26 protein-coding genes are annotated in these 23,767 nt (G+C 30.6%); 9 read left to right on the top strand and 17 right to left on the bottom strand.

Annotated features, from left to right (window positions below):
* Positions 1–2 precede the first annotated feature (2 nt).
* From ACKTTC_RS13410 to ACKTTC_RS13400, 3 genes are all read left to right on the top strand, one after another.
* Complete coding sequence (locus tag ACKTTC_RS13410) at positions 3–1,085, top strand: adenylate/guanylate cyclase domain-containing protein (RefSeq protein ID WP_408040348.1); 1,083 nt, start codon at positions 3–5, stop codon at positions 1,083–1,085.
* A gap of 22 nt (positions 1,086–1,107) precedes the next feature.
* Positions 1,108–1,803 carry an ion channel gene (locus ACKTTC_RS13405; RefSeq protein ID WP_408040347.1) on the top strand — a complete coding sequence of 232 codons (696 nt, stop codon included), beginning with the start codon at positions 1,108–1,110 and terminating at the stop codon, positions 1,801–1,803.
* Between the two features lie 156 nt (positions 1,804–1,959).
* On the top strand, positions 1,960–2,472 hold the full coding sequence (locus ACKTTC_RS13400; protein WP_408040346.1) for a hypothetical protein: 513 nt from the start codon (positions 1,960–1,962) through the stop codon (positions 2,470–2,472).
* A 34-nt stretch (positions 2,473–2,506) separates the two neighbouring features.
* On the opposite strand, the gene ACKTTC_RS13395 is transcribed toward ACKTTC_RS13400, so the two are convergent.
* The 6 genes from ACKTTC_RS13395 to ACKTTC_RS13370 form a co-directional block, all read right to left on the bottom strand.
* Positions 2,507–3,220: a hypothetical protein gene (locus ACKTTC_RS13395; protein ID WP_408040345.1), complete on the bottom strand. Its 714-nt coding sequence runs from the start codon at positions 3,218–3,220 to the stop codon at positions 2,507–2,509.
* Positions 3,221–3,222: 2 nt separating this feature from the next.
* Positions 3,223–4,368: a serine hydrolase domain-containing protein gene (locus tag ACKTTC_RS13390; protein ID WP_408040344.1), complete on the bottom strand. Its 1,146-nt coding sequence runs from the start codon at positions 4,366–4,368 to the stop codon at positions 3,223–3,225.
* Between the two features lie 95 nt (positions 4,369–4,463).
* The gene (locus ACKTTC_RS13385; RefSeq protein WP_408040343.1) at positions 4,464–5,264 is read right to left on the bottom strand and encodes a LytR/AlgR family response regulator transcription factor; all 801 of its coding nucleotides are present in this window, start codon (positions 5,262–5,264) and stop codon (positions 4,464–4,466) included.
* Positions 5,265–5,268: 4 nt separating this feature from the next.
* A complete protein-coding gene (locus tag ACKTTC_RS13380) occupies positions 5,269–7,797 on the bottom strand; it encodes a TonB-dependent receptor (RefSeq protein ID WP_408040342.1) in 2,529 nt (842 codons plus the stop codon).
* 41 nt (positions 7,798–7,838) lie between these two features.
* Positions 7,839–8,753 carry a FecR family protein gene (locus ACKTTC_RS13375; RefSeq protein ID WP_408040341.1) on the bottom strand — a complete coding sequence of 305 codons (915 nt, stop codon included), beginning with the start codon at positions 8,751–8,753 and terminating at the stop codon, positions 7,839–7,841.
* A gap of 57 nt (positions 8,754–8,810) precedes the next feature.
* Positions 8,811–9,320: an RNA polymerase sigma factor gene (locus tag ACKTTC_RS13370; RefSeq protein WP_408040340.1), complete on the bottom strand. Its 510-nt coding sequence runs from the start codon at positions 9,318–9,320 to the stop codon at positions 8,811–8,813.
* A gap of 105 nt (positions 9,321–9,425) precedes the next feature.
* On the opposite strand from ACKTTC_RS13370, the gene ACKTTC_RS13365 reads away from it, so the two are divergent.
* The 4 genes from ACKTTC_RS13365 to ACKTTC_RS13350 all read left to right on the top strand — a co-directional run bounded on the left by ACKTTC_RS13365 (position 9,426) and on the right by ACKTTC_RS13350 (position 13,870).
* Positions 9,426–10,421 (top strand): zinc-binding metallopeptidase, encoded by a 996-nt coding sequence (locus tag ACKTTC_RS13365; protein WP_408040339.1) that lies wholly within the window; start codon positions 9,426–9,428, stop codon positions 10,419–10,421.
* Positions 10,422–10,501: 80 nt separating this feature from the next.
* Positions 10,502–10,891, top strand: coding sequence for a DUF6438 domain-containing protein (locus ACKTTC_RS13360; protein WP_408040338.1), 390 nt, complete (start codon positions 10,502–10,504; stop codon positions 10,889–10,891).
* Positions 10,892–10,927: 36 nt separating this feature from the next.
* Positions 10,928–13,435 carry a T9SS type A sorting domain-containing protein gene (locus ACKTTC_RS13355; RefSeq protein WP_408040337.1) on the top strand — a complete coding sequence of 836 codons (2,508 nt, stop codon included), beginning with the start codon at positions 10,928–10,930 and terminating at the stop codon, positions 13,433–13,435.
* Positions 13,436–13,870 (top strand): hypothetical protein, encoded by a 435-nt coding sequence (locus ACKTTC_RS13350; protein WP_408040336.1) that lies wholly within the window; start codon positions 13,436–13,438, stop codon positions 13,868–13,870.
* 49 nt (positions 13,871–13,919) lie between these two features.
* Here ACKTTC_RS13350 and ACKTTC_RS13345 read toward each other — a convergent pair whose 3' ends face one another.
* The 4 genes from ACKTTC_RS13345 to ACKTTC_RS13330 form a co-directional block, all read right to left on the bottom strand.
* The gene (locus ACKTTC_RS13345; RefSeq protein WP_408040335.1) at positions 13,920–14,312 is read right to left on the bottom strand and encodes a hypothetical protein; all 393 of its coding nucleotides are present in this window, start codon (positions 14,310–14,312) and stop codon (positions 13,920–13,922) included.
* Positions 14,313–14,398: 86 nt separating this feature from the next.
* Complete coding sequence (locus tag ACKTTC_RS13340) at positions 14,399–15,187, bottom strand: class I SAM-dependent methyltransferase (protein ID WP_408040334.1); 789 nt, start codon at positions 15,185–15,187, stop codon at positions 14,399–14,401.
* An 8-nt stretch (positions 15,188–15,195) separates the two neighbouring features.
* A complete protein-coding gene (locus ACKTTC_RS13335) occupies positions 15,196–15,741 on the bottom strand; it encodes a GNAT family N-acetyltransferase (RefSeq protein ID WP_408040333.1) in 546 nt (181 codons plus the stop codon).
* Positions 15,742–15,799: 58 nt separating this feature from the next.
* Positions 15,800–16,339 carry a Crp/Fnr family transcriptional regulator gene (locus ACKTTC_RS13330; protein ID WP_408040332.1) on the bottom strand — a complete coding sequence of 180 codons (540 nt, stop codon included), beginning with the start codon at positions 16,337–16,339 and terminating at the stop codon, positions 15,800–15,802.
* Between the two features lie 549 nt (positions 16,340–16,888).
* On the opposite strand from ACKTTC_RS13330, the gene ACKTTC_RS13325 reads away from it, so the two are divergent.
* On the top strand, positions 16,889–17,122 hold the full coding sequence (locus tag ACKTTC_RS13325; RefSeq protein ID WP_408040331.1) for a hypothetical protein: 234 nt from the start codon (positions 16,889–16,891) through the stop codon (positions 17,120–17,122).
* Positions 17,109–17,663, top strand: a complete 555-nt coding sequence (locus ACKTTC_RS13320; RefSeq protein ID WP_408040330.1) for a DUF6261 family protein — start codon at positions 17,109–17,111, stop codon at positions 17,661–17,663. The genes ACKTTC_RS13325 and ACKTTC_RS13320 overlap by 14 nt, the downstream gene beginning before the upstream one ends.
* A gap of 157 nt (positions 17,664–17,820) precedes the next feature.
* On the opposite strand, the gene ACKTTC_RS13315 is transcribed toward ACKTTC_RS13320, so the two are convergent.
* Genes ACKTTC_RS13315 through ACKTTC_RS13285 form a run of 7 tightly spaced genes read right to left on the bottom strand, consistent with a single transcriptional unit; the run spans position 17,821 to position 23,533 of the window.
* Positions 17,821–18,231 (bottom strand): VOC family protein, encoded by a 411-nt coding sequence (locus ACKTTC_RS13315; RefSeq protein WP_408040329.1) that lies wholly within the window; start codon positions 18,229–18,231, stop codon positions 17,821–17,823.
* On the bottom strand, positions 18,231–18,494 hold the full coding sequence (locus tag ACKTTC_RS13310; protein ID WP_408040328.1) for a hypothetical protein: 264 nt from the start codon (positions 18,492–18,494) through the stop codon (positions 18,231–18,233). The genes ACKTTC_RS13315 and ACKTTC_RS13310 overlap by 1 nt, the downstream gene beginning before the upstream one ends.
* A 14-nt stretch (positions 18,495–18,508) precedes the next feature.
* A complete protein-coding gene (locus ACKTTC_RS13305; protein WP_408040327.1) occupies positions 18,509–18,781 on the bottom strand; it encodes a hypothetical protein in 273 nt (90 codons plus the stop codon).
* Positions 18,782–18,803: 22 nt separating this feature from the next.
* Positions 18,804–19,784 (bottom strand): deoxyhypusine synthase family protein, encoded by a 981-nt coding sequence (locus tag ACKTTC_RS13300; RefSeq protein WP_408040326.1) that lies wholly within the window; start codon positions 19,782–19,784, stop codon positions 18,804–18,806.
* Entirely contained in the window at positions 19,778–21,202 is a 1,425-nt protein-coding gene (locus ACKTTC_RS13295) for a hypothetical protein (protein ID WP_408040325.1), read from the bottom strand. Before ACKTTC_RS13295 ends, ACKTTC_RS13300 begins: the two co-directional genes overlap by 7 nt.
* Positions 21,202–22,146 (bottom strand): agmatinase, encoded by a 945-nt coding sequence (gene speB, locus ACKTTC_RS13290; RefSeq protein WP_408040324.1) that lies wholly within the window; start codon positions 22,144–22,146, stop codon positions 21,202–21,204. The genes ACKTTC_RS13295 and speB overlap by 1 nt, the downstream gene beginning before the upstream one ends.
* Entirely contained in the window at positions 22,133–23,533 is a 1,401-nt protein-coding gene (locus tag ACKTTC_RS13285; protein WP_408040323.1) for a type III PLP-dependent enzyme domain-containing protein, read from the bottom strand. The genes speB and ACKTTC_RS13285 overlap by 14 nt, the downstream gene beginning before the upstream one ends.
* Between the last annotated feature and the right edge of the window lie 234 nt (positions 23,534–23,767).

Here is a 23,767-nt window from a genome sequence, read left to right as displayed (position 1 = left end):
ATATGAATTCTAACCTAGAGCAATACTTACAATTACTTTGGAAATCTGTTATTTTTTGGAGTTTTGCTCTGGGTTGCTATATTGTGTTCCGATTTTTAGGTTTAGAAGACGAGAAAGGACTCATTATTGCTCCAGAGTATAAAGGATTAATTTCTTTTTCTTATGTAATGGGTATATCAGCAACCGTTGGCGTAGTTTTAGGTTTTTTATATGCTTCAATTGAATTTTTCTTTGAAAAAATAATCACAAAAAAAATTAGTTTGGGCCTTTCTTTATTATTTGAGAATAGTATTGCTTTCATTATAACCATTGCAATTTTAACTATAACTTTCTCTACAATATCTAACATTTTTAATATCGAAATTAATACAGCTAGAGGCTGGTGGACACAAGACAAAACTGTTTGGCCGTTGCTTATTTACATTTTGCTATCCTCTTTTGTTTTTTCATTTATAAAGATTGCTTTAGAACGTTTTGGTAGTGGAATGTTTTTAAAAATGCTTATTGGGAAATATAAAACTCCAAAGGAAGAGCAACGAATTTTTATGTTTATCGATTTGAAAGATTCAACAGCTATAGCAGAAAAACTTCAGCATTATGTATACAGTAAATTTATTCAAGATTGTTTCTATGATTTAAACAGCATTCTGCTTCCTTATAAAGCAGAAATTTATCAATACGTAGGAGATGAAGTTGTACTTACTTGGCCTTTTAAAAAAGGAATACGAAATAGCAATTGCATAGATGTTTTTTTTGCTTTTCAGAAAAAACTACAATCCAGAGAAAAATATTACCTAGATACCTATGGATTTTTTCCTCAATTTAAAGCAGGTGTCCATGGAGGAAAAATTATGGTTACAGAAGTAGGTACTGTAAAAAAAGATTTGGCTTATCATGGAGATGTTATCAACACTTCATCTCGTATTCAAAAAGCATGTAATGCGTATAATGTAAGCTTTTTAATTTCAGAAACCTTATTAAATGCGCTCACATTTAAAGCTCAGTTTCCTAGCACGTTTCTAGGAGAGGTTTTATTAAAAGGAAAACAGGAAGAAGTTAAAATACATTCGCTTACCTCAGCATAAGAAAAAGACCAAGCACACTATTATGAGACAAGTTTTTACAAATTTATACAATCATCGTTTCGAGATTTTCTTATTATCTCAAGTTCTTATTTTATTTGGTTCATTAATATTTCCTGGTGAGTTTTATGAAGAAGTGATATTGCCCATTTTCTTCTTGTTTAATCTCATTACAGGAATGTTACTTATTTCTAAAAAGAAAAAATTACTTTGGATTCTTATTTTTCAGTTTGTAATACTAGCATTTCTTTCGGGCGGGAATATGATTCAAAGAGGTAATGAATCGGAAGGATTAGGACAATTTCGATTAATTATTTATTTCATCTTTTATATTGTTGTTACTTGGAATATTATAAGGCAAGTTTGGAATGAAAAAACAGTAGATAAAAAAGTGATACTAGGTTTAATGAGTGGTTATATTTCATTAGGTTTTTTAGCTTTCTTTTTATTTATGTCGATAGAGATCTGGACTCCCGGTTCTTTTCAAGGCGTACTTCTTAACGAAGAATTAGATATTAGAATGCAAACAGATTCTATTATGTATTACGCATATATTACACTACTAACTATTGGGTATGGAGAAATTATTCCTGTGACTCCTGTAGCGCAAAAAGCAGCTGTATTGGTTGGTTTAATTGGTCAATTTTACATTGTTATTATTACCGCTGTAGTTGTAGAAAAATATATTAGACATTTATCTCAACAAAAATTAAATCAGTAAAGAGTTCGCAAACACACCATAATTTTACAATTACACTTTATAAAGAATCTGAATCTTTATAAAGCTATTTTGGCAACCACCTTTTGAAAAATCAGAAGGTGGTATTTTTTATAGTCTAGTAAAATAGTATCTTTAAAGCCCACTAAAAGCATACTAATGCCAGATTATATTAACTCCCTCAAAGAACTACCAAAAGGTATAAAGCTATTTGCTGTTCAATTTTTATCATTTCCGTTTTGGTATATTTCACTTTATTTATTCAACAACGATTTTTTTAGAGCCAATACTTTTGTAACGATTGTCATGTTTTGTTTGTGCTTAATTGCAACAAGTAGTATTCCTGTAATGAATGAAATGCATAAATGCCTTGAATATTCTTACACGAAACAACGCATAAAAAAGATTACAGAAAAGTATTTCTTTTCCTTAGGAGTAGCCATATTTCAAGGTATCATTTCTTCTATACTTATCTTTACCTTTTACACATTACGTAAGTTTTACGCTGTTAACTTAGATTACTATGCTTACTTAGTAAGTTTCTATCTAATCACTTTTATTTATTATATATACTTAATGATTGCAAATAAAAAACTTCGTGAAAAAATTTTAACAAGACAAGCAGCAATTCTAAGTAAAAACCTAGGCTTTGCAGATGAAGAGGAAGAATAGTTTTTCTTTTATTTAGGATATATAAACATTCATCTTAAAAAGAATTTCTCCTCACATAAATTCGCTCTATCGTTTTATTACTATCTGACACTCCTTTCATATGAAGTTCTTTTTCATTTACTTCTATTTTCCAAGTTTCAGGCTGTTTACCTTTTTCATGCGACAATAACGTAACCTCAGGTTTATGTCCATGAATATACCAATACCCAGTTTTTCTTTTTCCACCAGTAACAAACTCAGTATAAGTACGCCCCCATTTGAAAAACAACTTAGATCCTGTATTTTTCTCTATACCATTAGAGTACTTATTACTTTTTTTGCTACTTTTTAGTTCCCATACTCCTTCTAGATAATCTGCTGGAGCCATGGGTAATTTAGTAATAGGCGATAAAGTGACTTTTACCAGCATTCCTTCTTCTTCTCTTTTCCATATCATTTGCTCCTTCTTAAATGAAACTGTAAAACCTCCAAATTCATCTATAATACCTAAATTATCTTTCACTGAATATTTATTTTCTTTTTCATCATATTTCCATGTACCTTCTTCATGCTGTAACCAGCCATTTCCTGATTGATATATTCCATCCGCATTTATTCTTATCCATTTTGCAATAGGTGTTTTATTATACTTTCCAACTTCTACATTTTCTACTTGCCAAAATCCAATTACATTTTCTTTTTGTGCCTGTATATAATATGACATTAATAAACACATACATATGGTGACTCTTTTTATACCTTTTTTCATTTTTACTTTATTAAAATAGTTACAATTCTTTGTGCTAATTCTAGTTCTCGAGTTTTATCTACATTACTTAAAAAGCTTATTACATACTCACTTTCATTTATATTAATAAGCATTGCTTTATAACCATCTGTACTTCCTCCGTGAATAATGTAAGGTTTTACAATATTCAAATTTCCCATTTCACTATAATTATTCTCATATACAGTTACCCAGCCATAACCATAACTTATCTTTTTTGATATATCTTTACTATGATTTTTCTTCATTAATTTTAAGGACTTCTCACTTAAATAACCTGAATTATCCATTACTTGTCCCCATCTGTTTAAATCTTCAGGAGTAGAAAAAATTCTTCTCCCTAAGGTTAAATCTATAAATGGATTTTGATTCCATTCAGCCTTTTCTTTTTTATATACATATGCAGGTGCCAGTTTTGAAATAATAGCTTCATTACTACTTTGAGAAGTTGTGTTTTTTAATCCTAAAGGTGCTGTTAAGTTTTCTTTTAATATAGTTTCAAAAGGTTTCTCATAGATATCTTCAAGAAGTATCGTTAACAAATGATACCCAAAATTGCTATAATAAAATTGATTTTCTGGACCTCCTACTGGAGTCAACTTACTGATAAAGTTTATATATTCTTTATTTGTAAATCGTAAACGTTTAAATTTCAAAAAACGCTCTTGCTGTAACTCCATTGCTACTGCATTATAATCTGGTAAACCTGAAGTATGACTTAATAAATGATGTACTGTAATATTTGGATGAAAATTTCCTTCATAAGTATATTTTGAAAACACATTAACGAGTCTATCATTTAACATAATTTTCCCTTCTTCAACAGCTTTTAAAACAAGTACAGCAATCATTGATTTATTTACAGAAGCTATATCTAATTTAACCTCTTTATTAAAAGGAATGTTCCAAGTTCTATCAGCTAATCCAAAATAGTTTTCGTACAATACTTCTCCATAATTTGTAATTACCACTCCTCCACTAAAAGCATCTTCTTTATTATAATTTTTAAAAAGTGAATCTATTTTTTGAATGTGAGATGTCTCTATTTTAAATTTTTCTTTTTGAGTGTGACATGCTATGAGTAAACTAATACTCAATAATACACCTAAGCTTATTACTAAATTCTTCATTGGCTTTTCTTTGATACAAAAAAAGTAGTAAAAAATTTATTTTACGAATATTAACGTGGTTTAGGGATGAAAAAACGTAATGAGGGATGAATAAATTAATTCAAAAAACTACTATGAAATTGTTTTGAAACAGGAATACTTGCCTCTCCTATTTCTAGAGCTACCTTTCCTTTAATTTGTTTTATATTTTGAACATTGTTCCTGTTTACTATATAACTTCTATGACATCTAACAATTTGTGAATTCACCTTTAGTTCTTCCTCTAACAGTTTTAATGTTTTCCGTATCAAATGTTTTTGAAGTGTTTTATTAGACACATATACAATTGTGATATAATTTTCTGAAGCATTAGCATAGAAAAAATCTTGAACCTTTATTTTCAATTTATCTTTTCCGTTAGATGATTGAAATGAAAGATAATCATCTTTTATAGCGATTTCTTTTATACTTTTTTTTACAACCAAATATAAAGTTAGAGGAAACGCTATCATAAGCGGGTACTCCTTTACTATTAGTAGATATGCAGTTAAATTCCACTCTTGCCAATTCCAAAAAAAATTAAACAGTAAAAAAGTAAGTTGTGTACCTAATAACACTAGAAACACATACCAAATGACATAATCTTTTTGTTTTTTTATATTGAATCTAGGTTTCACCCATATTTCTAACAAAAACCAAAACACAAAGGTTAAGACGCCAAAACTAACGCTTCTAAAAAAATGTGTATGACCAGAATAAGACACTCCTTTCTGAATACCATAAGCTTCAAAAAAATAAAGAATATAAAATACCGAAAAACCTAGGAAGAAACTTAAGAGCAAAGTCCATAATTTTGCACTAAAGTGTTGTGTTTTTTTATATGATTTCCTTTGAATATTCTTAAAAACAGTTATCATTCATCTAAAATTGTACTCTGAAAACCATATTCGGAGTAAAACCTAAAGATAATGTTTCTTCACTTGTTAAAATAGTAGTTCCTCCACTGGAAGTAGCTCTTAAAACCCTTTGTAAGGAATTTTCTCTATCATATATATTAAAAAAGGAAACTCCTATTTTTCCTTTCCAGCGTGAATCCTTAGAAAAGTTAAATTCATATGTTGAAGAAAAATCTAAGCGATGATAACTATTCAATCTATCAGAATTAACCTTACTTACAATAAATTGCGTCATATCATCATTTACAACCTGTCTAAATCCAGTAAAAGGCGTTCCCGTTCTATAAATCCAACCTAAAGACAAATCCACTTTTCCTAGACGATAATTATGGGACCATGTAAAATTATGTCGTATATCATTATTTCCTGGAAAGGACACTCCTTCATTTGTAGTAGGAAATATAAATTTAGTCTCACCAAAACCATAACTCAGCCAAGAAATATATTTTCCCATTTTCTTTTTTAGTAAAAGCGTAATTCCTTTTGCACTACTGCTACCATTAGAAGTAATTCCTGAGTTTGTAAATACACCACTCGACAACCAAGTTAAACCTTCTACTTTTTTAGTATATAGATTTACATCTAACAACCAATTATTTTTCTTAAACATAAATCCACCTGAAAATTGATTGGCGCTCAAAATAGGAATCCCATCTCTATTCGAAAGACTCCAAACATTATTCTCTAAACCAAAATCACTTGTAGAAAGTTCGATTATTTGACTAATATTTTGTTGTTTCTTTTCATAGGAAGAATTCACCCAAAAATGAGGGAACAATTGAAATTGCATAAATATTCGCGGAGTTACGAATAGTTTTTTTTCTATAGAAAAATAAGTATTTCTAAGACCTACATTAATATTAAATTTCTTTTTCTTATTGTAACTATACTCAGAATATAAAGCATAGATACTACTTGTAGTATTTTCTTCTCTTAAATAATCTAAATCAGAATTAAAAGAATATGCTCTACCTAAGGTATATCCCACATCACTTTTTATATAATCTCCTCCAACAGAAATTTTATGATTTTCCTTAAATGATTTTTCAAACGAAGTAGTAAAACCAATTTCTTTTATTGCATTTTTCTTAGTAGATGTTTGTGTGTAAATAGGTTCTACTGTTTGCTCACCCATAAAATCATAATCTAATTCATAATTAGAATAATAAAATCTGGTTTTTTGTTCTAAATTAGGACTCCATTTCCTATCCCATGTAGTGCTAAACCCTACATTATTTACCATAAGATTATCTACCTGAAGAAATGATGCATCATTAGTTCCAAAACTATAATCTAGTTTATTGTTTACATATAATTGACTTACCAACAATCTATCTTTCTCACTAATATCTGCTAGCAACTTCACGTAGAAGTCTTCAAAGAAAAATCGATTATCTGTAGTGTAAGTCATACTACTATTTGCAGCATTTCTAGAAATAATCGTATTTTGAAAAACTCTCTTCGATAAATTTCTAAAAGTAATACTATTAAAGGCGTCGGTAAGTGAGCGTCTTCCCGAAAGCACTAAAGAAACTTTCTTCCCTAATGGGATTTTTAAAAATCCATCTGCATGCGTAAAATTGGCTCCTATTCCTCCTGTAGCTTCTCTACCAACTTTTGAATCTGTTTGAATATCAATTACTCCTGAAACATGATTCCCATATTCTACCCCTGCACCACTTTCAAAAACTTTTACTTTATCTATTACATACGGATTAAATGCTGAAATCATTCCAAAGAAATGTGCTGGGTTGTAGATACGTATCCCATCAAAAAGCACTAAATTTTGATCTGGTGCTCCTCCTCTGATATTTAATCCTGAAGTTGTTTCATTAGGACTCTGAATTCCAGGCAATAATTGCAATTCTTGCAATACATCTGGCTCCGTTAACCCTGGTAAAATACCTCTCTTTTGTGGAGATATTTCTATAGCTCCATCATTATTTTTTGCAATTCCATCTACCAAATAACTTGTAACTAAAACTTCGTCTAATTGAGAAGTGTATTCTTCAATTTCGTAATCCATACACATTTTAAGTTGTTTTTGTGTAACTGGCTTAGCGTATGATTTATAACCCAAAAAAGACACGACTATCGTGTCCTTCTCTGTAACTCCTCTCAATTCAAAATAACCACTTTCATCAGAAGAACTTCCTATAACATTACCAGACAGATATACATCTGCTCCTAAAATAGGTTCTTTTGAATACTTATCTATTACAAATCCGCAGAATAATGTTGCATTCTTAGCATCTCTTTCTAATATTACAATATAACGAGCCGTAGCTCTTTTAAAAATAAGCCCAGTTTTTTCTTCTAGTGTTATTAAAAGTTCTTTTAATGATTTCTCAAAAGAAAACTTTCTAATTGTTTTACCTGCTACCAGTGTATCTGAAAAAGAAAATTTTACGTCGTGCTTTTTCTCTAACACAAAAAGCATTTCCTTTAAGGAAATGACTTCTTGGTTTTGTTGAGAAAAAAGCGATCCTACCATTAGTAGCATCCAGAGAAAAAAAAACCGGTGCTGTACTCTCATTATTCTTTTACAAGTGAAATTCTGTCTTTATCTACAAATTTAGGTTGAATTTTTAAAGGTGCAAAAACAGTTTCTAAAGCTACTTTTAAATTACCATGTGTAAACACGCCAGTAAATCGCTGATTTACATCAATATCTTTAGTAATTATTGTAACATTATATTGGTGTGCTATAGCATCAACTACATATTGTAATGGCACACTTGTGAAGGTACTCTCACCATGTTGCCAACTTGGTTGTTGTGCTGTAAACTCCCATTCTTCAGCGAAGCTTTTAGCTGCTCTGAACCCTTTTCCTTGAGTCAAATATATTTCTTTATTTTTTGAAATCACTAATACTTTTCCTTCAAAACATTGAACTTCTATAAAATCTTGATCCAAGTTCACGTTAAATTCCGTTCCTAATACTTGTACATCACCTAATGCTGTATGCACTGTAAACTTACTTCCTTTTTTAACTTTAAAATATGCTTCTCCAGTTAAATTAATAGTTCTACTACGATCCCATTCCTTTTCGTTATACTTCACAGTAGATTTTGCATTTAGAATTACTTTAGAACCATCTGGTAAATTTACCGCTAATTGTTCTCCAAAACCTGTACTATGTATTGTACTTGTATTAGCAAAATAAAAAATTCCCAAAAAGATAGCTACTGAAGCTGCAATAGCAATAGAAATACTGGTATAAATAGATCGTATTTTTTGCTTTGGTTTCTTATTCTCTTTAATTTTATTCTGCACCTTACCTAATAATTTATTTTTATCATACGGTGGTGCCGCTAGTTTTTCTGATTTAGAAACAATCTTCTCATACAAAGCATAATCCCGATGCTTTTGAAAAGCTTCTAGTTCAGATGGACTTAACTCATTGTTCATCCACCGAGCTAAAAAAGTTTCTTCTTTATTTATTTCCATGACATAAATTTTTATCCCTTATTAATTATATAACAGTTTACTTTAAAATTACCCTACTTATAGTACCTCAATTTTTTCTCTAAGATTTTTTAACGCTGCAGAAATTCTCTTCTCTACTGCTTTTACAGAGATTCCTAACATTTCTGCGATCTCTGTGTAGGTCTTTTTATCAATTCTATTTAATAAAAAAACTTCACGTTGTTTTTCAGACAACTCATCAATAGCGTTTTGTAATTTCACCATAAATTCTTTTTCTTCTAACAAAAATTCTGGTGTCTCATAAGTATACTTTTTCACTTCTTTCTTTTGATGCTCTCGCACCACTTTTTTATGTGAAATATCATTTAAAAATAAATTACTTGCTACCGTAAACAAAAATGATTTCGCTTTAGACATAGCTACTTTAGCACAATTGTTCCATAATCTTACAAAACTTTCTTGCACTAAATCTTCTGCTAAATCTATATCTCCGCACTTATAAAACATATAATTCCTCAAATTTTCGGAGTGTTCATTGAAAACATCTTCGAAAATTTTAGGTTTACATATTGATTTGTCGTTCTTCATAGAAGCAAACATAAAAAAATTTTATTCAAAAGGTAGGGTATAATTTAAGATAGCTGTTTCATATTCAAATAAGGCGAAATAATTAATAGTAAAACAAGAATGAATATGAAGAACTTTAGACACCTTTTTAAGGTTTTATGTTTTGCGACGCTTACCATCACTTTTGTTACTGCATGTAGTGAGGGAGAAATAATAACTCCTAATGGAGTAGTTTCTGACAACAATGGAAATAATGATAATGGAGGAAACAACGGAAATCAAGGAGTCAATGGAAATGAAGGAGAGATTACTTTGTATAAAGTAAATGGTTTAACTATTCAAAAAATTCAAGATTATAATGTTACTGGTAAAGATTTAGAATATCAAAAAGATGTTGCTAAACATAATCAAATATGGGATTTAGTTACAAAGATTGTCCCTGAAGATCAGTTAAAAAAAGTTGGCGAGTTTGTAATTTATAATGGAACTCCTACAGGTAGCGCAGGTTTTGTAGTTCAAATTAAAAGAGACTTGTCTAGTTGGAAAATGGGAATCGCAATTAATTATGCATATGAAGGAGGATTTAATGCTCGAGGTCAACTTGCTTATACTATAATTCATGAATTTGGACATGTACTTACTTTAAATGATACCCAATTAACTGCTGGGCAGAATAACTGTAGTACATATGATCCAGGAGAAGGTTGTGCTAAAGAAAGTTCATATATAAATGAACTATATCAAAATCATTGGAAAGATATTTGGCCTGAATACCAAACAGCTTCTAATGCTGGCGAAGATGCTTTACGTACATTCTATGAAAAATATAGAGATCGGTTTGTTACTGCTTACGCTGCCACCAATCCTCCAGAAGATATTGCCGAAGTATTTGCTACGTTTATAACTAGAAGAGATAAACCACAAGGAAACACTGTTGCTGAAAACAAAATACTTTTAATGTATAACAGAAGTGAACTTGTAAGTTTTAGAAATCATATTAGAAAGAATTTATCTCTTAGAGGCAGAGGAGCTACTACCGGATTTATTTTACCTGAGCCAGGTAGCTGGAAACAAGCTGACCGTATAGGAAAATCTTGTAGACATCATAAAAAACATTATTAGGTAATCCCTAAAACCCAAGCGCCAAAATGCTTTCACCTTCATTAGCACCCTACTTTTGGCGCTTTAAAATTTTATATGATATGAAATATTGGTATGTTTTTATGATAAGTATCATTATAGGATGTGCTACCTCAAAACAAACTACAACACCTACGATTCATTATAGGAAAACAGCTTGTTTGGGAAAGTGTCCTGTGTTTGACCTTTATGTATACAAGGATGGAAATATTACATATAAAGGATTAAATAATGTAAAAATTAAAGGTGAGCAAAACTTTCATATTACCAAACAAGAAGTAACGTATTTAGAACAAGAAATAGCAAAATTAACAATTAACACTTCAAAAGTTTTGGTTAGAGACCTTCCAAAAACAAAGATTACTTACAATGGTAAAACCATAACCATTCAACAAACAAAACAAGTTCCAAAATTTAATGCATTAGTTCAAAAACTAGGAATTCTAAATTAAAAACATCAATTAACCTGACTTATTTATAATATAAAAATGAGAACACTACACATCCTATTAATCTGCTTATTTATAAGCTACACCTCTGCCTATTCACAAGAATATAATTGGAGAATGGCACCATTTAATGAACAAAGTAATTTTTACGATATCCTTTCTAAAAATAGAGATGCATTAAAAAATCAAAGAGCAAAAAAAACTAGAGGGTATAGAAAAGAAAAAAAACAATTTGAACGATGGGCTAATTTCTGGAAAGATAGAGTTTTACCTAATGGTCATTTTGTTTCAGCTGCACATAATTATAATGAATGGGTTAAGGAAAACAAACGTCACGAAAATCTAAATCATAAAAAAACTACAAATACATGGAATTTAGTTGGACCAGTAAAACTACCTACTTCTTCTATTAGTTTCTACCCTGGAATGGGAAGAATTAATACGGTAGCTTTTCATGGTACAAATACCAATATTTTATATGTCGGAGCTCCCGGGGGAGGAGTGTGGAAAACGGTAGATGCAGGAAAAACTTGGACAGCATATGGGGACGGCTTTCCAAATATGGGAGTATCTGACATTGTAATACATCCAACCAATACTAATATTTTATATTTAGCTACAGGAGATTGGGATGGTGTACAAAATAGATCTTTAGGTGTATTAAAATCTACAGATGCTGGAGAAACGTGGAATACTACAGGATTAACATTTACCTTAGGTCAAAATAATCGAATTAGTAAACTTTTAATCGACCCAAATAATCCGAATACAATTTTTGCAACGACACTAAATAGCATTAAAAGATCAGTAGACGGAGGATTAAATTGGGCTGATGTAGTTACTGAAAACAGCGCTAGTTTTAACGATATTCAATATAAGGTAGGAAGTAATTCTATTATTTATGCAACTACAAACTCAGGAAAATTTTATGTTTCTACCGATAATGGAAGCAACTGGGCTGTTGCTTCTACTCCAACGGCTAGTGGAAGATTAGATTTTGCTTTAACAGCAAACGACTCAAACCTAATTTTATCTGTAGATAATGCCGGAAGTGTACGTAAATCCGTAGATCAAGGAAGTACATGGACTGCAGTATCTACAATTCCTCAGTTTTCATCTCAAGGTGGCTATAATATTACCATTGCAATATCTCCTCTTGATGCTAATTTAGTATTAATTTGTGGCGTAGACGGATGGCGTTCTAAAAATGGTGGTCAAACTTGGGAAAAATATTTAGATGGATACTGGAGAGCTGGAAACCCATACTTTTATGTACATTCAGACCATCATGATATGAAATTTGTTCCAGGGACAAATATTGCTTTTTCTGCAAATGATGGTGGAATTTTTAAAGGAGACGCTTCTAAAGACATCAAATGGGAAGACTTATCAGAAGGAATTGCTATTACACAATATTATAATGTTTCTGGAACTCCAAGAGATGCTAATAAATTAATTGCTGGAGCCCAAGATAATGATATAGCAATTTACGATGGAACTAATGGCTTTAAAGGAGAAAACCCAGGAAGTGATGGTGTAGAAGGTTTATGGGATTACAGCGGTACGAATATTGCATGGACTTGTAGTCAATTAGGAACAATGTATAGAACTTTAGACGGTTTTGCTACGCCTGCTCAATATGTAGCAACTCCTAATGGTGCTCCTTTTATATGGGAACTAGAAATTCATCCTACAGATCCTAAAACTATTTTTGGTGGGTTTTCTGACATTTATAAATCTACAGACAGAGGTGATAATTGGACCAATTTAAATTCTAATGCTGGTACAATTGAATTTATTTCTATTGCTCCTTCTAATCCAGATGTAATTTATGTTTCTGGTAGAATTAGAGTGAAAAAAACTATAGATGGTGGAACTACTTGGACTGATGTTGTGCTCCCACAAATTGGAAATGTAAAGAGTATTGAAGTACACCCTACCAATCCTCAAGAAGTATATCTTGCTTACTCTGGTTATATGGCAGGGAAAGTATACAAATCTACAGATGGAGGAACTACCTGGACTAATATTACTGGATCTTTACCAAATATCCCTACACATAAAATTGTATATAAAACAGGAACTACAGACGGGGAATTATTCTTAGCTACTGACTTAGGTGTATATTACAGAACCAATACTAAAGGAGATTGGGAACGTTTAGGCCAAGGATTACCTAATGTAATTGTACATGATATAGAAATACATTATGGTACAGAAAAGTTACGTGTAGCTACTTATGGTAGAGGAATTTGGGAAACTTCTATTGCTGCTTCCGTATTAGGTACCGAAGACGCTATATTACCAAAAAATAGTGTAACTATATTTCCAAATCCTACTAACAATAAAACTTTTACCGTTTCGTTTCAGAATTTAAACGGAAAAAGTAACATCATTGTATATAATATTATTGGAAGTGTTGTAAAGGAAGTTTCAACATCTAAAGCACGAGAAGAAATCGAATTATCTACCCTGCCAAAAGGCATGTATATTGTTACTATTACCAATAATGGAAAAAGCGCTACTAAAAAATTAATATTAAAATAAATGAAACATATAGTACTTATAGCCAGCTTTTTTTTACTCTATAGCTGTCAAAGTAGTTTATCAGTTATTAGCGCTAAGAAAAAAATGATTTATCCAGGAGTTCCTACTTTAATGCCATCTACCAAATTTGTAATTATAGTAGATGCGAAGTACCCGAAACGCGTAACGATAGATAGCTTAACATTTGTGGAAAATAGCAAATGTTATAAAATGGAACCCTACATTAAAACCAAAAACTCATCGTTTGTAAAAGAAATTAGAAAAGAAGGCATTTATGCTATAGAAGCCACTCTTAAAAGTCCTAATAAAAGAATTATAGCCAATAATTGTTCAACAGCAAAAAATGGAAATCTAACCATTTTTTATCATGATGAAAGTGCTGCTAAGCAAATTGAAATTGATTCTTTTATGGAAGAGAAAGAAACAAGAAGATAGTAAGGTAATCAATAATTAAAGGCGAGTTTTTCAACTCGCCTTTTTATTTTTATTCATTAAGTGAATTTTGATAATTGTAAAACGCCTTAAAAGAAACAGAAAAATTAAAATGGAAAATTGCTACTGAGTATATAAAAAACATAACCAATAGCGGTGTTTTATTCAAGAAACTTCCTTCTATCATAATTAATCCAAATAAAGCTCCTATGGCGCCTAAAGAAAAAAGAACGAGCCCTACTATTTTTGCCCAACTTTTTCCTTTATAAATCATTATTAATAATCCAGCTGTTAAAAAGAATCGTACAGCTTGCCCTATAATTCTCGTTGTTTTAATTTCTAATTGCAAACTATTAGAATAATAAATTGTATGAATTGTTATTAATAAAATACTAATTGATATTAATATTGTTCTTTTTCTTCCTAATTCTGCTAAATAATCCATTTATATATTTATTGTTTCTTTTTTTAGTTAAAGGATATGATATACGACAAAAATAAAATAATTCGTCTTGAATAAATGAGTTCTTTTCATGATATACGGGCTACGATATATAAATAATCTCCTATATTATTTTCATACGAATGCATTACCGCTTTAATTTTTGCACTATCAATATCTTTTCTAAGCATATCTAAACCTGCTCCCACCTCTTCTTTATTTGCTAAAGATGAAAAAGAAGAAATTCCCTTTCTAATTTGTGTATTGAAATACAATTCTGGTTGCTGCTTGCCACAGTATAAAAATTTATCTTTTAAATCTGGTTGGATAGTATATGGATACGTATTTTCAATCTGAATTTTTGCATTTTCCATTGCTTGCTTCACTTTCTCCAAAGTAGGCATTTGTTGCATAGAATCTGAAAGCATTCTAGGGAAATAATGACACAACCAATATCCTTTCATTTGCTCAGGTGTTGCTGTAAAAACGATTAATTTCCCTTCTTTTTTCACTACTCTAGAAATTTCTTTAAAAGCTTTCCCTAAATCTTTCCAATGATGAATTGTTAGACTGGCAATTGCTCCATCTACAGCATCTGTTTCTAATGGAATTTCTTCACTTGTTCCTAATTTCCAGCGAACGGTTGTATTCTTAGCTTTAGCAACTTTCAACATCTCTACAGATGGATCTACACCTATAAAATTTGCTTGACTTTTTTGTAACTCTACTGTATAATTCCCTGTCCCACAACCTATATCTAAATAAGTTTTTCCTTCCTCAGGTGCTAGGTATTTCAGAAACAACTTAACTAAATATGGATCTGCTTTTCTAGTTGTGTTATATCCTATACCAATAGTATCATATTTCGCTTTTTCCATAACACTCCTTAGTTGTCAAAAACTTTTCCGTAATAATTCAAATCTACCAGTTCTCCTTTTGTAGTTCTATAATCGCATCGAATGGTTCCTTCTAACTCAAAACCTAATTGTTTAACAACTCGTATGCTTCGAATATTTCGTGCTGCTGCTCTACAATACAATTTTTTAAACTTGTGTTTTGTAACAATTTGCTGTATTAACTCATTTCCTAAATATCTAACGATGCCTTTTCCTTCATGGTTTGCATCTATAAAAGCACCCAACTCAGCTTTAGGTACACTCCATTCTATATTTTTTACATCTAGAAGTCCAACTAATTTATCTGTTTGTGTTTCTATAATTACATAGGGAAAATAGCTTTTGTTTTTAATGTTTATTTCAACACTAGTACAATACTCCTGTGTCGTCTTTAGTGTTGTTGTTTTACTTACAATACCTGCAAAAAAGTCTTCTAATCTATGAATGTTATTTTGTATTAACTCATAAAAAGCTTCGTAATGACTCGCTGAAAGTAATTCTATATGGTATTGTGTTGTTTGTGTTGATGTTTTCAAAATAAAATATTTATTTCACAATACTAAGATAATTGAGAAAAGCCATTCTTGATCCATATCAAGAATTCTGGATTCTAGAAAAGGTTTCTGGACTAATATTTAAATAGGAAGCAATGTATTTATGTGGCACGTTTTGTAATAGCAAAGGTTGACGCTCTAATACTCTTTGATATCTTAGTTTAGGCGATTTTATAAGTAGATCTTTTTCTCGCTCTAAATGCCATACCGATAAATCTCCCAATGCTTTTTGCCAAAGTGTTTCTGCTATTTCGTAATTTTTAATGTACTCGTAAAATGTTGTTTTCGAAATTACTTTTACGCGTGTTTTTTGTAAACATTGAATGATTAACGACGATGGTTTCTCAGAAAAAAAAGAGTCTAAAGCTGAAATTAAAGAACCTTCGTATCCAAAATATAACGAGTGTTCATACGTGTTTTCTGTAAAGTAAACACGTACACAACCTTCTTCTATAAAATATAAATTGGTATCAATAGTATTGGCTCTTTTAATTTCGTCCCAACGATGTAGTTGTAATTCTTTATCCCATATCGCTGCTTTAGATAAATTTTGTTTTAAGTTTTGAATGGAATCTAGCATACATACTAATTATTATAAAAGCTAAATATATATAATAACAGTTTTATATTTTAAAAGTAGCGATATATTATTATAAAAAACCCACTCAAAGATTGAGTGGGAAAATTGCTATGAAAAAGAATCTCTAAGGATATGCTTTTATACCCCAAAAAAAATTGATCCTTAAGTTTTTAAAATGAATGGTTTCTCATTAATAAGCCTATAAAACCCTCATGCGACTCGCAAGGAACTCTAATGTATCTACAAAAGCCTCGTGCGACTCACAAGAAAGTCTTGTTTCCATAACAATTAGGTTTACGGTGTCGCAGGAAGCTCTTGTTCCTATAACAATAGGCATTCAGATACCGCAGGAAGCTTTTGTTATTAGTACAAATACTTCAGGAGCTCCGCATGACTTTTCTGTCGCAAAAAAACACCTTAAACCAAGATTAACAAACAGTTAACTATTACTTTTCAAATTAATTATGTATATTTAAAGTGCTATGAAAGCACTACTTATAAGAAATTGCTTTCACACAACTTATTTATTAATCATTAAAAAATCATGTTATGACATACCCATCATTAAACAGGTATCGTAATGTAGAGTTTTTACAATACATGCGACAAGTTTTAGAAACGGTAAACAAAGAAGATGTTTCTACTTTATTATTAGATGAAAAAGTTTCAGTACTTACTATAACTTTTAATAAAATGAATGTAAATTATCAACAAGCTCAAGGTAGCAATCTAACTCAAGAAATTCAGAAATTAGACGAACGAAGAGATAATGAATGCTATTAGAGGATTTAGAAACTTAGCCACTACTTACACTTACCATGCAAATGAAGCTAAAGCAAACGCTGCTAAAGATATGCTTACAGCAATAGACATACATGGTAGTGAAATTGCTAGACGAAGCTATAACGAACAAACAGGTATTTTATACAGTATTGTAAAAGATTTTGAGACTAAAGACAATTTAAAAGCTGCAATTACCTTAATAGGTGCCTCTGAATGGTTAACAGAGTTAAAAAACTCAAATACATTATTTGACACTAAATATTTAGAACGCAATGATGAAGCTGCTTTGAATCCTTTAACCGATTTTACCGAACTACGAAAGGAAGCTACAACAGGATATCGTGAGTTAATAAATCATATAGAAGCACACGCTACTTTAAGTGATATAGGCACTTATAAAGAATTATTAAATAAAATTTCCAATTTAGCAAAGCAATATAACCTATCACTTGAATTACGTACAGGTAACAATACAAACACCTCTACTATTGATAACGCGGATTCAGATTCAGACGCTATACCTCCTGAAGTAGCTGTATAATATTTAAAACTTATCCTTGTTTTTCCTTTTGATGTAATGATTTTTTTAAGTAAAAGTTATTACTAAAACATTAGCATAAGGTTTATAATTAAAAAGCCTTCTTAATATGTTTAAGAAGGCTTTTTAATATTAAAGAGTGAATACATCAAGTTTTTTACTATATAAAAATCTCATTCTCCCTTTTAAAGGTTTTAAACTCTATAAAGTAATTGTTAGGGTCTTGTACAAAAAAAGAATTTTGCTCTCCATTTTTATCTTCAAAAAATGTTGTTTTAATAATTGTGTCTATAGACCATCTATTAATTCTATCGTACATATCTTCCCATTCTTCTTGCTCCAACACAACGCCAAAATGAAAAGTAGGTATTTCATTATTTTCTAAAGAATAAAAAGGGTATTGAAATTCATAACTCATGGTAGTTACAAAAGTAATTTGGTTCCCAAATAAATTAACATCTGCCCAATCTTCTGTAGTTCTACCAATCTCTAATCCTAAATCTTCCTTATAATATCGAATAGTTTCTTCTAAATTTTTACTAGGAAGTGAAATATGAAAACATGAATGCATTATGGTAATAGTTTTAGTTCTTCTAATTTAAATATTATTAAATCCTCATCATCTAAATCATTGATAATTTCTTTATATAATATTTCAAACTTTTTTCCTTTTAACATATTCGATTTCAAATCGTATTTTACTAAAATTATCTTATTGATTTCTTCAAAATCGACAAGATCTCCGTTTTCAAATTCAAATACAAAATACCCATTTTCATATCCTATATATACTCCAATGGCTGTCATAGATTGCTCTGTGCTATAATATCCCATGCGTCTCAATAGTTTTAAAAATTATCGTTATTAAAATCATCAAACTCACTATCATCAAAAGACTTTTCGTCTTCCATATAATCATCCATGGTTTTTTCTAGTTTTTTACTAATCTTCACTAAAAAAATGGTGTCATCTGTTCGCACTTCTACAGCACTAATCGTTTCTCCTTTTGAGTTTTGAAAAGAAATGATATCATCGTACTCATAACCATCAGGATACTTTTCAATTAGCAAGTTTAGTATATTACTTGTTAATTTTGAATAATCTACAATTACTCTTTTCATATTATATAAAAGGTTTAGTTAGTTACATTTCTAATAGGTATGCAAAAATTAAAGGAGCTACAATTGTCGCATCACTCTCTATAATAAATTTAGGAGTATCTATATCTAGTTTTCCCCAAGTTATCTTTTCATTTGGCACTGCTCCAGAATACGACCCGTAACTAGTTGTTGAATCAGAAATTTGACAGAAATAGCTCCAAAACGGAGTATCTTCTCTTTCTAAGTCTTGGTATAACATTGGCACTACACATATAGGAAAATCTCCTGCTATACCTCCTCCAATTTGGAAGAAACCAATACCGCTTTTAGAATTTTCTGTATACCAATCAGCTAGAAAAGTCATATACTCAATACCTGATTTCATGGTTGTAGCTTTTAACTCTCCTTTAACCACATAAGAAGCAAAAATATTTCCCATGGTTGAATCTTCCCAACCTGGTACCACCATTGGTAAATTCTTTTCTGCTGCAGCATACATCCATGAGTCTTTTAAGTCTATTTCGTAATACTCTTCTAATACTCCCGATAATAAAAGCTTGTACATAAATTCGTGTGGAAAATAGCGCTCTCCATTATCTTCTGCTTCTTTCCAAATTTTGAAAATATGCTTTTGTAAACGTCTAAAAGCTTCTTCTTCTGGAATACAAGTATCTGTTACTCTGTTCAATCCTTTTAGAAGTAAATCCCATTCATCTTGTGGTGTTAAATCACGATAATTAGGCACACGTTTGTAATGAGAGTGTGCTACTAAATTCATAATATCTTCTTCTAAATTAGCTCCAGTACAGGATATAATATGCACTTTATCTTTACGAATAATTTCAGCAAAAATCTTTCCTATTTCCGCAGTACTCATAGCACCTGCTAAAGACACTAGCATTTTAGAGCCTTGTTGTAATTGCACTTCATAAGCTTTAGCTGCATCTACTAATGCTGCTGCATTAAAGTGTAAAAAGTATTTTTCTATAAAATCAGAAACCGGGTGTGTATTAACGTTTAACATAAGATTTCATTAATTAAATTTTGATCATCATTTAAACTCTTAAAGAGTTTCTTTTTTAAAGTTCCTTTTGAACTTATAAGCATTTGACTCATTTTATCTATCGCTATCATAGAAAGTGCAGATTGAATAAAGGCGTCTATCAAATCATCTATCCCAATTCCTAGAGAATTAAAGTCTTTGGTATCCATAAGCACCAATCTGTTGCTATCACTTTTCCAAATATCATTTTCCTTATATGACAAGTTTGTCCCTAAAATTTCCCAGCTGTTTACAACTTCTTCAAGTTCTGATGGTAATGGCTTTTTAGCTCTACGTGCATACGTACATAATGGCTTTATTCCTTGGTTTGTGGAACTTACCATCATTCTAATATCGCATACAAAGGTTTGGTTACGCTTATTTGGTATAGTACCTACATGATATAATTTTTGATTGTTAAATGTGCTACTCCAATCGGAGTTTCCTATTAAGCTTTGCACTATAAACATATCATAATCGAACTCCATTTTCATAAACTCTTCCAAATCTTGTTCAGTAACAATCGCATATACACCTTGCCCTGCATTAGAATATGGTACTTTAATTACAGCATGCCCTCCCATTTGCTTTACCCATAAAGGCACTTCATTTTTACGTACTTCCCAAACAGTATTTAGAATATTAACTTCTAATCCATACTCTTTAATTTCTGAATTAAAGAGTTCGTATGCTTTAGCTGCTATTAGCTTATTTCTTCCTCCAGCTAAACAACTTATAATTGGATTTATAATTTTTGTTTTAGAGAGTACTGGAAGTCTATTCCATGGTTTTTGTGTTACATATCTAAAACAGTCCCTTACTTTTAACCATTTTTCTTGGTATTGAATATACATTACATCCTTTTCAAATCGTACCTTAGGATTTTCTTCTTGATTTTTAAAAGGAATTAGATACACTTTTTCATTTACTACATCTGCTATGGCAGTTGCATAACCTGAAGCTTCCATATAATTTTTATCGTATATAACAGCTAGCACTCCTTTCATTCTTACATTTTTGAGTGCATTTTTAAATGTATTTTTTATAAGCTGATGGTAGGTAGTTTCTTCACTATATTCATTAATTAACGGCATTGACTTTTGCCCAGATGGACATGAGTTATTTTCTATAACTACCATTTGCCTTTTACCTGTACTAGAGGTAACATTAACTAAATCGGTACCACACCATACAAAAAATTTAGCTCTATAATTTAATAGTTCCTTAAGTTTTTTCTTATTTGCTTTTGGGTTTAAATGACAATACCTAGTAATAATCTGCTCTTGAGACATGTTTAAAAAATGCTTAACTATTGGATGAATAGTTGCATTTAATACCTTCTCGTACCAATGATTTTGAGACTCGAAGCTATTAGGTTCTATTTGTTTCTCTACTAACATTAATCTTCTTCTTGGTCTTTAAATTTTGAGAGTTTATTAAATGGTGAGTCTGTATTAGTATCTTCATCTATATATTTTTCTTCCTCTTCATTTATTTTAAATTTATAACTCAGCATTTTATAATATAATTTAGCGGCTAAAAAGTCTGATGATTTTTCTGCTTCATTAGGACATAACTCAACAATATCAAAACCAACTACATTTTTTTCTTCAAATACTTTACGTAAGAACTCTAAGGTTTCATACCAAAATAAACCTCCTGGTTCTGGAGTTCCTGTACTTGATAATATTGATGGATCTAGAGCGTCTAAATCGAATGTTATAAATACATTTCCAGAAAGTTGCTGTAATACATCTTCCATCCAATATTCATTTGTAGCCATTTCATGTGCAAAGAATACTTTATCTCTATTCATTACACGAGTTTCTGAAATGTCCATACTACGAATACCTACTTGTACTAAATTTGTATTTTGATTGGCTTCGTACACAGCACATGCATGATTACACGAACTTCCTTCATACTCTTTACGTAAATCAGCATGTGCATCTAAATGTAATACTGTAAGATTATCATAGTACTCATTAAAAGCACGAATAGTTCCTATAGAAATAGAATGTTCTCCTCCAAAAATGGTAACAAATTTATTTCTGTTTATATATTTCTTTGTTGCTGCATGCACTGCCTCAACCATTGCTTCAGGCGATGAAGATTCTGTAACTGCTGGAGCTAAATATACTCCTTGCTTATATACTTCACTATCCGTTTCTATATCGTATAACTCCATATTTTCTGAAGCATTTAAAAATGCCTCAGGGCCTTTATCAGCTCCTTTTTGCCAAGTACTTGTGCCATCGTACGGCACAGGAATTAATACAATTTTTGAAGTGTCTAATTTGCTAAATTCTTCTGGTATTCCAGCATAAGTTCTATTCGTTTCCATATCCTAAAATTGATAATAGCTCTTCGCTTTTTTGTTGTTCTTTAAATAGTTGTGTGGTTAAGTTTCCTTTGGAATCTTTTTGAATTAAAATATGTTTTGGGTGTGGTATTAAACAATGTTGTAATCCTCCAAAACCTCCTATAGTTTCTTGATATGCTCCTGTATTAAAAAACCCAATGTATAATGGATAGTCTTTTTCATAAACAGGTAAATAAATAGCGTTTACGTGTTGTTCTGAATTGTAATAGTCGTCACTATCACAAGTTAAACCACCTAATAAAACTCGTTCATATTGTGTATTCCACTTGTTTATAGGTAGCATAATAAAACGTTTGTTAATTGCCCAACTATCGGGTAAAGTTGTAATGAAAGAAGAGTTGATCATATTCCATTTTTCACGATCGTTTTGCTTCTTTTGATATAAAACTTCATAGATGGCTCCACCACTCTCTCCTACTGTAAAGCTTCCAAATTCTGTAAAAATATTAGGAGTTGCTACATCAGCTTCATCGCATGCAATTTTTATTTGATTGATTATTTCTTCAATCATATACTCATAATCGTATTCAAAAGCCAGTGAATTTTTTATAGGAAACCCTCCTCCTATATTTAAACTGTTTAAAGTAGGACATACTTTTTTTAAGTTTACATATACTTTTAAGCATTTAAGCAATTCATTCCAATAGTAAGAATTATCTTTAATTCCAGTATTAATAAAGAAATGTAACATTTTTAGCTCTACCTGCGGATTGCTTGCTATTGCTCTCTCATAAAAAGAAACGATATTCTTATATCCAATTCCTAATCTACTGGTATAAAACTCAAATTTTGGTTCTTCTTCAGAAGCGATTCTTACACCTATACTGAACGTTTTTTTTGTTTCTTTTAAAAGCAAGTTTAATTCTTCGTAGTTATCAATAATTGGAATACAGTTTTTATGTCCTCCTTCTATTAAACTAACGATATTCGTAATGTATTTATCTCGTTTAAACCCATTACATAGTACAAAAGAATTGTCACTTAACTTCCCTTCTTTTTTTAATGATTTCACAATATCAATATCAAAAGCTGAAGAAGTTTCTATATGTATATCGTTTTGCAAGGCTTCGTCTAATACATACTTAAAATGTGAACTCTTAGTACAATAAGAATAGTTATAGGTTCCATTATAATTATGCTTTTCTATTGCATTATGAAACCATTGTTTTGCCTTATTTATGTTTTCAGAAATTTTAGGCAAATACGTAAACTTTAACGGAGTTCCATATTCTGCTATTAACTCCATTAAGTCTATTCCATGAAAAAATAAATTTCCATGTTCTGTATGAAATTCCTCTTGAGGAAATTCAAAAGTTTGTGCTATTAAATCTTTATATTTTGTATTCATGCATGTTCAATAAAAATTATAAAAAACAAACCTTGTAGCTATCTAATAGCTAGGTTTGATATAACCTAAATTGACATGGAATACCTAAACTAAAAGTTGTAAATACACACCTCGCAAGCGAAGATTTTGAAGCGTGTTTAAAATTAAATTGGAAGAGACCTTAATTTTTTCGTTGTGTTTCCCAAACACTTCACAACTCATTTTCTTCCTTAAGGAGTTGCTAACGAAATAAGT

This window comes from Tenacibaculum amylolyticum (genome assembly GCF_964511145.1).
Classification (GTDB): Bacteria; Bacteroidota; Bacteroidia; order Flavobacteriales; family Flavobacteriaceae; genus Polaribacter; species Polaribacter amylolyticum.
The sequence above is the reverse complement of the archived record's forward strand: the minus strand, read 5'-3'. Positions and strand labels throughout refer to the sequence as shown.

Excerpts from the sequence above, each read along its gene's own strand:
- ACKTTC_RS13410 (WP_408040348.1), top strand. The coding sequence starts at position 3 with ATGAATTCTAACCTAGAGCAATACTTACAATTACTTTGGAAATCTGTT.
- ACKTTC_RS13405 (WP_408040347.1), top strand. The coding sequence starts at position 1,108 with ATGAGACAAGTTTTTACAAATTTATACAATCATCGTTTCGAGATTTTC.
- ACKTTC_RS13400 (WP_408040346.1), top strand. The coding sequence starts at position 1,960 with ATGCCAGATTATATTAACTCCCTCAAAGAACTACCAAAAGGTATAAAG.
- ACKTTC_RS13395 (WP_408040345.1), bottom strand. The coding sequence starts at position 3,220 with ATGAAAAAAGGTATAAAAAGAGTCACCATATGTATGTGTTTATTAATG.
- ACKTTC_RS13390 (WP_408040344.1), bottom strand. The coding sequence starts at position 4,368 with ATGAAGAATTTAGTAATAAGCTTAGGTGTATTATTGAGTATTAGTTTA.
- ACKTTC_RS13385 (WP_408040343.1), bottom strand. The coding sequence starts at position 5,264 with ATGATAACTGTTTTTAAGAATATTCAAAGGAAATCATATAAAAAAACA.
- ACKTTC_RS13380 (WP_408040342.1), bottom strand. The coding sequence starts at position 7,797 with ATGGTAGGATCGCTTTTTTCTCAACAAAACCAAGAAGTCATTTCCTTA.
- ACKTTC_RS13375 (WP_408040341.1), bottom strand. The coding sequence starts at position 8,753 with ATGGAAATAAATAAAGAAGAAACTTTTTTAGCTCGGTGGATGAACAAT.
- ACKTTC_RS13370 (WP_408040340.1), bottom strand. The coding sequence starts at position 9,320 with ATGAAGAACGACAAATCAATATGTAAACCTAAAATTTTCGAAGATGTT.
- ACKTTC_RS13365 (WP_408040339.1), top strand. The coding sequence starts at position 9,426 with ATGAAGAACTTTAGACACCTTTTTAAGGTTTTATGTTTTGCGACGCTT.
- ACKTTC_RS13360 (WP_408040338.1), top strand. The coding sequence starts at position 10,502 with ATGAAATATTGGTATGTTTTTATGATAAGTATCATTATAGGATGTGCT.
- ACKTTC_RS13355 (WP_408040337.1), top strand. The coding sequence starts at position 10,928 with ATGAGAACACTACACATCCTATTAATCTGCTTATTTATAAGCTACACC.
- ACKTTC_RS13350 (WP_408040336.1), top strand. The coding sequence starts at position 13,436 with ATGAAACATATAGTACTTATAGCCAGCTTTTTTTTACTCTATAGCTGT.
- ACKTTC_RS13345 (WP_408040335.1), bottom strand. The coding sequence starts at position 14,312 with ATGGATTATTTAGCAGAATTAGGAAGAAAAAGAACAATATTAATATCA.
- ACKTTC_RS13340 (WP_408040334.1), bottom strand. The coding sequence starts at position 15,187 with ATGGAAAAAGCGAAATATGATACTATTGGTATAGGATATAACACAACT.
- ACKTTC_RS13330 (WP_408040332.1), bottom strand. The coding sequence starts at position 16,339 with ATGCTAGATTCCATTCAAAACTTAAAACAAAATTTATCTAAAGCAGCG.
- ACKTTC_RS13325 (WP_408040331.1), top strand. The coding sequence starts at position 16,889 with ATGACATACCCATCATTAAACAGGTATCGTAATGTAGAGTTTTTACAA.
- ACKTTC_RS13320 (WP_408040330.1), top strand. The coding sequence starts at position 17,109 with ATGAATGCTATTAGAGGATTTAGAAACTTAGCCACTACTTACACTTAC.
- ACKTTC_RS13315 (WP_408040329.1), bottom strand. The coding sequence starts at position 18,231 with ATGCATTCATGTTTTCATATTTCACTTCCTAGTAAAAATTTAGAAGAA.
- ACKTTC_RS13310 (WP_408040328.1), bottom strand. The coding sequence starts at position 18,494 with ATGGGATATTATAGCACAGAGCAATCTATGACAGCCATTGGAGTATAT.
- ACKTTC_RS13305 (WP_408040327.1), bottom strand. The coding sequence starts at position 18,781 with ATGAAAAGAGTAATTGTAGATTATTCAAAATTAACAAGTAATATACTA.
- ACKTTC_RS13300 (WP_408040326.1), bottom strand. The coding sequence starts at position 19,784 with ATGTTAAACGTTAATACACACCCGGTTTCTGATTTTATAGAAAAATAC.
- ACKTTC_RS13295 (WP_408040325.1), bottom strand. The coding sequence starts at position 21,202 with ATGTTAGTAGAGAAACAAATAGAACCTAATAGCTTCGAGTCTCAAAAT.
- speB (WP_408040324.1), bottom strand. The coding sequence starts at position 22,146 with ATGGAAACGAATAGAACTTATGCTGGAATACCAGAAGAATTTAGCAAA.
- ACKTTC_RS13285 (WP_408040323.1), bottom strand. The coding sequence starts at position 23,533 with ATGAATACAAAATATAAAGATTTAATAGCACAAACTTTTGAATTTCCT.